Source organism: Mesorhizobium sp. M1312 (genome assembly GCF_040318115.1).
Classification (GTDB): Bacteria; Pseudomonadota; Alphaproteobacteria; order Rhizobiales; family Rhizobiaceae; genus Mesorhizobium.
In genome coordinates this window covers 226877-235084 of sequence record NZ_JAMYLQ010000006.1, presented here as the reverse complement: position 1 = coordinate 235084, position 8208 = coordinate 226877, and the positions used below count along the sequence as shown (strand labels likewise).

Below are 8208 nucleotides of genomic sequence, written 5' to 3'. Positions count from 1 at the left end.
TCCTTTGTGCGTCCAATTGGACGCACAAAGGACGCTCTAGCGCCGGTCCAGCGGGAAGTTTCCACTCGGCCGGCCGGGTGGGAGCGCAGGCATGGTGCGCGCGAATGGCTGATAATGGCTGACATGGGCGGCGCAGAACAGCGAACCACGGCGCAAGCCGTCGCCATCCGGTTGTGGAACAGCCGCTGGCTGCTGGCGGCCGGCATCGTCGCGGTCCTGACGGTCTATGGTTTCGCAAACACGTCCTGCTATGTGGTGCTGCTGGCATGTGCCGTGCTGCTCGCCGCCGCGATGCTGCCGGCGGGCGTTGCGCGCCAGTCAGCGGAGGATGCCGCGGCGATCGAGGCTGGCGGGCTGCAACAGCTGTCGGGAGAATATCTGGCAGCCGCCGTTGCCGATCCGCTGATCATCTTCGATCGCACCGCTACGATCGTCCATGCCAACGCCGCCGCCTTCGCCGCCTTCGGCGGCATCGCACCGGGCATGTCGCTGTCGCTGAAATTCCGGGCGCCCGAGATGCAGGCCTTGCTGGACAGTATTTTGTCGGGCGCCGCCGCTTCGGATGTCGTTGACTATACCGAAAAGCTGCCGGTCGAACGGGCCTATCGGGTGAGTGCGTCTTCGGTGGGTCACGGCACCGACCTCTATGTGCTGGTCTTCAAGGACCAGAGCGAGGCGCGCCGGATCGACCGGATGCGCGCCGACTTCATCGCCAATGCCAGCCACGAACTGCGCACCCCGCTCGCCTCGATCTCCGGTTTCATCGAGACGCTGCGCGGCCCGGCCCGCAACGACGCGGCGGCGCGCGAGCAGTTCCTGCAGATCATGCAGAACCAGACCGGTCGCATGGCGCGGCTGATCGACGACCTGCTGTCGCTGTCGCGACTGGAGATGAAACCTTATCTCAAGCCGGGAACCGAGGTCGATCTCCGCCAGACCCTCGACAGCGTCATCGATTCGCTGGGGCCGCTTGCCAAGGAAAACGGCGTTGCCATCGAGCGGGATTTCGCAAAAGGGCCGCTTAATGTGCCTGGGGATCGCGACGAACTTTTCCAGGTTTTCGAAAATCTGCTGGAAAACGCCTGCAAATACGGACAGTCGGGTGGACGTGTCGTGGTGACGATTGGTCATAGCGATGACGGTCCCGAACCGGGCATCGACGTAACCATCCGGGACTTCGGTCCCGGCATTCCCGAGGAGCACATCCCGCGCATCACCGAACGCTTCTACCGCGTCGATGTCGAAAACAGCCGGACCCAGAAAGGCACCGGCCTTGGCCTGTCCATCGTCAAGCATATACTGACGCGCCACAACGCCAGACTCTCAATCAAGTCGGAGGTCGGCAAGGGCGCAGCTTTCACGGTGCATTTGCCGGCGCACTGACGCCTCACTATCTAAGAACGCGTGGGCCCGAGAACCGGAAGATTTTAGGATAGCCCGATGCGTGGATAAGGGACTTAGAGCGTACTCTGTGTCTAAGTGGACGCACGTCGCTCTACCGGTTTCTTTTTTCTGTCATCCGGCTAGCGTATCAGCGGGGATTCGAGGAAACGACTCGGACCAGAGACCCCGGGAAGGCATCTCCATGCAGTCCGTGCACATCGTCAGCGCTTATGACGAGGAGCTGAAATATCTGTCGAAGCGCATCGCCGCCATGGGCGGGCATGCCGAACGCATGGTTGAACAGGCGATCGCGGCCCTGGTCAACGCCGACCCCGGCCTTGCCCAGAAGGTCATCCGTGACGATGCCGTTTTGGACGAAGGGCAGCGCGAGATCGACGACAAGGCGATCATCATCATCGCCAAGCGCCAGCCGATGGCGACGGATTTGCGCGAGATCGTCGGCGCGATCCGCATCTCGGCGGACCTCGAACGGGTCGGCGACCTCGGCAAGAATGTCGCCAAGCGCGTGGTTGCCGTCACAGAGGGGCGCCAGCCGACCAGCCTGTTCCGCGGCATCGAGGCCTTGGCCGATCTGGCGTTGACGCAGCTCAAGGAAGTGCTCGACGTCTACGCGTCGCGCTCGGTGGAAAAGATCGGCTTCGTGCGTGATCGCGACGATCAGATCGACGCCGTGTACACCTCGCTGTTTCGCGAGTTGCTGACTTACATGATGGAAGATCCGCGCAACATCACGCCTTGCACGCACCTGCTGTTTTGCGCCAAGAATATCGAGCGGATCGGCGACCACGCCACCAATATCGCCGAGACGATCTACTACATCGTTACCGGCGACCAGATGCCGGCCGAGCGGCCGAAGGGCGACAAGACAGACAAGATTGTGCTTCCCGCTACGCGACCGGCGAAGTGAGCGGCTGCCTCTCGAACCCATTGCTGATTTAGGCTAAGCTTTACCGAACGTTCCTGATCCTGACCCGAGGCCATGCCTCCAGGAGGTAGCGATGGAAACCGTTCGGAACCTGACGCCGGCCCCGCCGACATCGGGCATCATCGCCTCCAGCGTCTATACCGGCGGCCGGCGTGTCGCCGACATTCCGATCGAGGAAGCTGGCGAATGGGCCAAGAAGCCAGGTCATGTCGTCTGGATCGGCCTGCTGGAGCCGGACCGCAACCTGTTGCTTCGCGTCCAGGCGCAATTCCACCTGCACGATCTGGCGATCGAGGACGCCGAGCATCCGCATCAGCGGCCGAAGATCGAGCAATATGGCGATGCGTTGTTCATCGTTGCCCGCACGGCTCAACTGATCGACAGGCGCGTCACCTTCGGCGAGACGCATCTGTTCGTCGGCGCCGGCTACATCGTCAGCGTCAGGCACGGTCCGTCGACTTCTTATGCCGCCGTTCGCCAGCATTGGGAAAGCTGCCCGCATTCGCTGGCTAAGGGTGAGGATTTCGTCCTCTACGCCATTCTCGATTTCATCGTCGACAACTACATGCCGGTGCTCGAGCAGATCGAGGACGAGGTCGAGGCGATCGAGGACAGGGTTCTGCTGAAGCCGATGACCGGCTCCGACATAGAGCGGCTCTACATGCTGCGCCGCGATCTCTTGCGCCTACGCAATGCCGCGCTGCCGCTGGTGGAGGTCTGCCGCCGGCTGACCAGCGCGGACCTGCCACAAATCCATGCGGCTATGCACCCGCTGTTCCGCGACGTCACCGACCACATCCGCACCGTCCAGGAGAAGATCGACAGCTTGCGGGAGGTGCTCGCATTTGCGTTCGAGGCGAGCCTCCTGGTTGGCCAGAGCCAGGAAACGGCGATCACCAAGAAGCTCGCCTCATGGGCTGCAATCCTGGCGGTGCCGACGGCGCTCGCAGGCATCTACGGCATGAACTTCAACGACATGCCGGAACTTAGGATGGAATATGGCTACCCGGTCGTTCTGGGAGCGATTATTTTGGTCTGCTCGGTCCTCTACTGGCGTTTCCGCAAGAGCGGCTGGCTGTGAGGAGTAGGGGAGTAGGGCAGTAGGTAAAGATGGCGCCCCACAAGCGCAGTCTTTTGCAGTTCACCACATACTGCCGTACTGCCCTACTCCCCTCCCTACCTACTGCGCCGCCGCTCCGAAGCGGGCTGGAACGCAATGCGGGCGTGGTACTTGCAATAGGGTCCGGTTTCGGCCGCGTCGTTGCCGCAGAAATGGAACTCTTCCGAAAGCGGGTCACCATTCGGCCATTTGCATGTCCGTTCGGTCAACTCGACGAGTTGCAGATGCCGCGAGATCGGCACGACGACGTTCTCGACCGGACGGACGTAATGACGCGCCACCGGTACGGCGTCGAATTGCGCCTGCAGCGCGGTCGCGCCGATCGACGTGGTGATATGCCGCGCAGTGCTTGCCGCCCGCGACACCGATTTCTGGACGCTTAAACCCTGCACGCTCTTCTTCTGGCGTGCCGGCGTGGCGGTCGAGCGTCCGCGGCCCGACAGTTTCAGCCGGTGCACCTTGCCGATGACCGCATTGCGGCTGACGCCCCCGAGCTGTGCGGCGATCTGGCTGGCGCTCAGTCCCTCCGACCACAATTTTCTAAGAAGTTCGACCCGCTCGTCAGTCCAATTCATGAGACCGCGCTCCTGCTGAAATGTGCGGCGATCGGAATCCTTCCACGATCCGGCTTCCGCCGGGCAGACACCACATATATCGGGTGATTAGGTCCGCCGCACGAAATCTAGTTATTTCTCGACTACAATTACCTTATGCGCTGACTCGGTGACAAGAGTCCGAGGGCCAACACGAATCGGTTTTTTCGGTTTTCCCCAACTTGCCCGGTCGCTGATGAGCCGGCGTCTCGCTGGAGAGCTTGCCGCGCGTCCTTGCGCGACGTTTTCGTTGACTTCATGGCCGAAAAACACGATAAGCCGCAAAGGCCGCCGCTTTGGCGGCTTTTTGATTTTCCGGTTCCGGAGACGCATATAATGAGCGGTTCGGCGCTTTTCGAGACCTTTACCCGCGCACCCCTGGCCTTCGACCATGGGGAAGGCACTTGGCTGGTCACCGACAAGGGCGAGCGATATCTCGATTTTGGCGGCGGCGTTGCCGTGAATTCGCTGGGCCACAGCCATCCGCTTCTGGTCTCGGCACTCACCGAGCAGGCGGCCAAGCTCTGGCATGTCTCCAACCTCTACGAGATACCGGGGCAGAGCCGTCTGGGCGAGCGGTTGGCCGATGCTACCTTCGCCGACAAGGTGTTCTTCACCAATTCCGGCGCCGAGGCGCTGGAATGCGCGATCAAGACGGCGCGGCGCTACCATTTCGTCAAGGACCATCCCGAGCGCTTTCGCATCATCACCTTCGAAGGCGCCTTTCATGGCCGCACGCTGGCGACCATCGCCGCCGGCGGCCAGTATAAGTACCTGGAAGGCTTCGGCCCCAAGGTCGAAGGTTTCGACCAGGTCGGCTTCGACGACATCGACGCCGCCGAAAAGGCGATCACATCAGAGACCGCCGCGATCCTGATCGAGCCGGTGCAGGGCGAGGGCGGTATCCGCCCGGTGCCGACGCAGTCGCTGAAGCGGCTGAGGCAGCTCTGCGAGCAGCATGGCCTGCTCCTGATCTTCGACGAGGTCCAGTGCGGCATCGGCCGCACCGGAAAGCTGTTCGCGCATGAGTGGGCTGGTGTCACGCCGGACATCATGGCGGTCGCCAAGGGCATCGGCGGCGGCTTCCCGGTAGGCGCCTGCCTCGCCACCGACGAGGCGGCCGTCGGCATGACCGCCGGCGTGCACGGCACCACTTTCGGCGGCAATCCGCTGGCGATGGCGGTCGGCAACGCCGTGCTCGACGTAGTGCTGGAAGACGGCTTCCTGGAGGATGTCCAGCGCAAGGCGTTGCTGCTGAAGCAGGGGCTGGCGGGTGTCGCCGACGAATTTCCTGATATCATCGAAGACATCAGGGGCACCGGCCTGATGCTCGGCCTGAAATGCGCCGCACCCAACACCAAGGTGAATTTGGCGTTGCGCGACCAGCATCTGCTGGCGGTTCCGGCCGGCGACAACGTCCTTCGCCTGCTGCCGCCGCTCACCGTCACCGACGCCGAGATCCATGAGGCGCTCGATCGCATCCGTGCCGGCGCTCGGGGCCTGGCCGATGCCATCGCCGCGGCTGCCGCGAAGTAACAGTCGAAAGACCCCAAATGAGCCTTCGCCATTTCACCGATCTTTCCGCCGTTTCCGAGGGCGATCTGCGCTTCATGCTGGACGATGCCGTGGTGCGAAAGGCAAGGCTCAAGGCTGGCGAGCGGACAAAACCGCTCGAAGGCAAAGTGCTGGCGATGATCTTCGACAAGCCGTCGACGCGCACGCGCGTGTCCTTCGACGTCGGCATGCGCCAGCTCGGCGGCGAAACCATCATGCTGACCGGCACGGAGATGCAGCTCGGCCGCTCCGAAACCATTGCCGACACGGCCAAGGTGCTGTCGCGCTATGTCGATGCGATCATGATCCGAACCACATCGCATGACCGGCTGCTGGAGCTAACCGAGAACGCCACCGTTCCCGTCATCAACGGGCTGACCGACGACACCCACCCCTGCCAGCTGATGGCCGACATCATGACCTTCGAGGAGCATCGCGGTCCGGTCGCCGGCAAGACCATCGCCTGGACCGGCGACGGCAACAACGTGCTGCATTCGCTGCTGGAGGCCTCGGCGCGGTTCCGCTTCAATCTCAACGTCGCCGTGCCGGAAGGCAGCGAGCCGGCACAGAAGCATGTCGATTGGTCGACGGCGCATGGCGGCAAGTTGCACTTCACCCGCTCGCCCGAGGAGGCGGTCCACGGGGCCGACTGCGTCGTCACCGACTGCTGGGTGTCGATGGGCCAGGAGCACCGTGCTCGCGGTCACAATGTCTTCTCACCCTACCAGGTCAATGCGGCGCTGATGGCGAAGGCAAAGCCTGACGCATTGTTCATGCACTGCCTGCCGGCGCATCGCGGCGAGGAGGTCACCGACGAAGTCATCGACGGGCCGCATTCGGTAGTGTTCGACGAGGCCGAGAACCGGCTCCACGCCCAGAAGGCGGTTTTGGCCTGGTGTTTGGGCGCTTGATCCGGGCCGCCTTGATCCGGCACTGCGTGGTGCCTATCTCAGGCGCATCACGCAAATCGAGCGCGTTTCGACGCATGCGCCCCGGAGGGCGGCATGGCCGCGCCCTGGAGCTTTGTCATGTTGGAAACTCATCAATTGGCTGAACAACAACCCAAACTCGGCGAATTCGGCTACGCCGGCGACGATCATGTCGTGCCCTTCGAGGTCGGCCCGCTCGACGTGCGCGGCCGCACCGTCCAACTCGGGCCGATGCTCGACGCGATCCTCAGCCGTCATGACTACCCCGAGCCGGTCGCGCGCCTGCTGGCGGAAGCCTGCGTGCTGACGGTGCTGCTCGGCACCTCGCTCAAGTTCGAAGGCAAGTTCATCCTGCAGACCCGCACGGACGGACCGGTCGACATGCTGGTGGCGGATTTTTCCACGCCGCAGGCGCTGCGCGCCTACGCGCGCTTCGACGCCGACCGGCTGGAGGCACTGGCATCTGCCGGCGAGACGTCGCAGCAGACGCTGCTCGGCAGCGGCGTCCTGGCGCTGACCATCGACCAGGGCGCCCACACGCAGCGCTATCAGGGCATCGTCCAGCTCGACGGCGAGACGCTGGAGGAGGCCGCGCGCACCTATTTCCGCCAGTCGGAACAGATCCCGACCGATCTCAAACTTTCGGTGGCCAAGCTTTTGACGCCCGGCGTCGGCGGTGCCCGCGAGCAATGGCGCGCCGGTGGCATCTTGGCGCAGTTCCTGCCGCAATCGCCGGACCGCATGCGCGTGCCCGACCTTCCGGGCGGCGACGGCGATCCGCGGGAGGAGATCCATGATCCGGCCGACAATTCCTGGCAGGAACTGCTGGCGTTGTTTGGCACCATCGAGCCGACGGAACTGATCGACCCGACAATCGGCGCCGAGCGGTTGCTTTACCGACTGTTCCACGAGCACGGCGTCCGCGTCTTCGGCGGCGTACCGGTAGCCGACCAGTGCTCATGCTCCAGGGAGAAGATCCGCGGCATTCTCGAAGGCTTCTCCGCCGACGAGATCAGGGACAGTACCGAGGATGGCGGCATTCACGTCGCCTGCGAATTCTGCTCGAAGCAGTATGACTTCGACCCGGCGGAGTTTGCCGCGGCTCAATAACGAGCGTCAGTGCTGCCTATCTGCCCGCTGGCATTCTTCCAATGGAAGAAGGAATCGCCAAACGCGGAGTACGGTGCCTTCGCAGAACTTGGGTTCCTCGTCCCACGGAGTGGGGAGAGGAACCCAGGTGAGCGTCAGTTGACGGTGCGCCGCGTGCCCGGCAGGTCGAGCGAGAAGGCGGGGATGGCGACGTCGAACGTCTCGCCCCGCTTGTTGCGCATCGTGTAGTGGCCGACCATGATGCCGGACGGCGTCGAGAGCGGGCACCCAGACGTATATTGATAACTGTCGCCGGGGTTGAGTTCGGGCTGGTCGCCGACAACGCCGGCGCCGCGCACCTCCTCGACCCGGCCGGTGCCGTCGGTGATGTGCCAATAGCGTGACAGAAGCTGCACCAATTCATCTGACTGGTTGTCGATGGTCACTTGGTAGCCCCAGACATAGCGGTTCTCCGACGGGTCGGAGCGATCTTCCAGATAGAACGGCCTGACCTGTACTTCGATGTTGCGCGTGACGGCGCTGTACATAAATTACTCCACAATATGCAGACGGAACATTCGACGCTCTCCGCAG

The 8208-nt window shown here is 63.1% G+C and carries 8 protein-coding genes; 6 read left to right on the top strand and 2 right to left on the bottom strand.

The genetic code is table 11. The features are described from left to right. Positions 1-114: 114 nt before the first annotated feature. From NKH36_RS10690 to NKH36_RS10680, 3 genes are all read left to right on the top strand, one after another. Positions 115-1383 carry a sensor histidine kinase gene (locus NKH36_RS10690; protein ID WP_352961771.1) on the top strand — a complete coding sequence of 423 codons (1269 nt, stop codon included), beginning with the start codon at positions 115-117 and terminating at the stop codon, positions 1381-1383. Between the two features lie 202 nt (positions 1384-1585). Further along, on the top strand, positions 1586-2311 hold the full coding sequence (gene phoU / locus NKH36_RS10685; protein ID WP_352951345.1) for a phosphate signaling complex protein PhoU: 726 nt from the start codon (positions 1586-1588) through the stop codon (positions 2309-2311). A 91-nt stretch (positions 2312-2402) separates the two neighbouring features. Further along, positions 2403-3410: a magnesium and cobalt transport protein CorA gene (locus tag NKH36_RS10680; protein ID WP_352951344.1), complete on the top strand. Its 1008-nt coding sequence runs from the start codon at positions 2403-2405 to the stop codon at positions 3408-3410. A 95-nt stretch (positions 3411-3505) separates the two neighbouring features. Here NKH36_RS10680 and NKH36_RS10675 read toward each other — a convergent pair whose 3' ends face one another. Next, on the bottom strand, positions 3506-4024 hold the full coding sequence (locus NKH36_RS10675; RefSeq protein ID WP_352961760.1) for a GcrA family cell cycle regulator: 519 nt from the start codon (positions 4022-4024) through the stop codon (positions 3506-3508). Between the two features lie 354 nt (positions 4025-4378). Between NKH36_RS10675 and NKH36_RS10670 the strand changes: the two genes are divergently transcribed. From NKH36_RS10670 to NKH36_RS10660, 3 genes are all read left to right on the top strand, one after another. After that, positions 4379-5578: an aspartate aminotransferase family protein gene (locus tag NKH36_RS10670; RefSeq protein ID WP_352961757.1), complete on the top strand. Its 1200-nt coding sequence runs from the start codon at positions 4379-4381 to the stop codon at positions 5576-5578. A gap of 17 nt (positions 5579-5595) precedes the next feature. Continuing rightward, a complete protein-coding gene (gene argF, locus NKH36_RS10665) occupies positions 5596-6507 on the top strand; it encodes an ornithine carbamoyltransferase (protein ID WP_352961755.1) in 912 nt (303 codons plus the stop codon). Positions 6508-6600: 93 nt separating this feature from the next. Then, the gene (locus tag NKH36_RS10660) at positions 6601-7635 is read left to right on the top strand and encodes an Hsp33 family molecular chaperone (protein ID WP_352961752.1); all 1035 of its coding nucleotides are present in this window, start codon (positions 6601-6603) and stop codon (positions 7633-7635) included. A 134-nt stretch (positions 7636-7769) separates the two neighbouring features. On the opposite strand, the gene apaG is transcribed toward NKH36_RS10660, so the two are convergent. Beyond that, complete coding sequence (gene apaG, locus NKH36_RS10655) at positions 7770-8162, bottom strand: Co2+/Mg2+ efflux facilitator ApaG/CorD (protein ID WP_352961749.1); 393 nt, start codon at positions 8160-8162, stop codon at positions 7770-7772. Positions 8163-8208: the final 46 nt, after the last annotated feature.

Coding starts and splice junctions, on each gene's coding strand:
- NKH36_RS10670 (WP_352961757.1), top strand. CDS start 4,379: ATGAGCGGTTCGGCGCTTTTCGAGACCTTTACCCGCGCACCCCTGGCC.
- NKH36_RS10675 (WP_352961760.1), bottom strand. CDS start 4,024: ATGAATTGGACTGACGAGCGGGTCGAACTTCTTAGAAAATTGTGGTCG.
- apaG (WP_352961749.1), bottom strand. CDS start 8,162: ATGTACAGCGCCGTCACGCGCAACATCGAAGTACAGGTCAGGCCGTTC.
- phoU (WP_352951345.1), top strand. CDS start 1,586: ATGCAGTCCGTGCACATCGTCAGCGCTTATGACGAGGAGCTGAAATAT.
- NKH36_RS10660 (WP_352961752.1), top strand. CDS start 6,601: ATGGCCGCGCCCTGGAGCTTTGTCATGTTGGAAACTCATCAATTGGCT.
- NKH36_RS10680 (WP_352951344.1), top strand. CDS start 2,403: ATGGAAACCGTTCGGAACCTGACGCCGGCCCCGCCGACATCGGGCATC.
- NKH36_RS10690 (WP_352961771.1), top strand. CDS start 115: ATGGCTGACATGGGCGGCGCAGAACAGCGAACCACGGCGCAAGCCGTC.
- argF (WP_352961755.1), top strand. CDS start 5,596: ATGAGCCTTCGCCATTTCACCGATCTTTCCGCCGTTTCCGAGGGCGAT.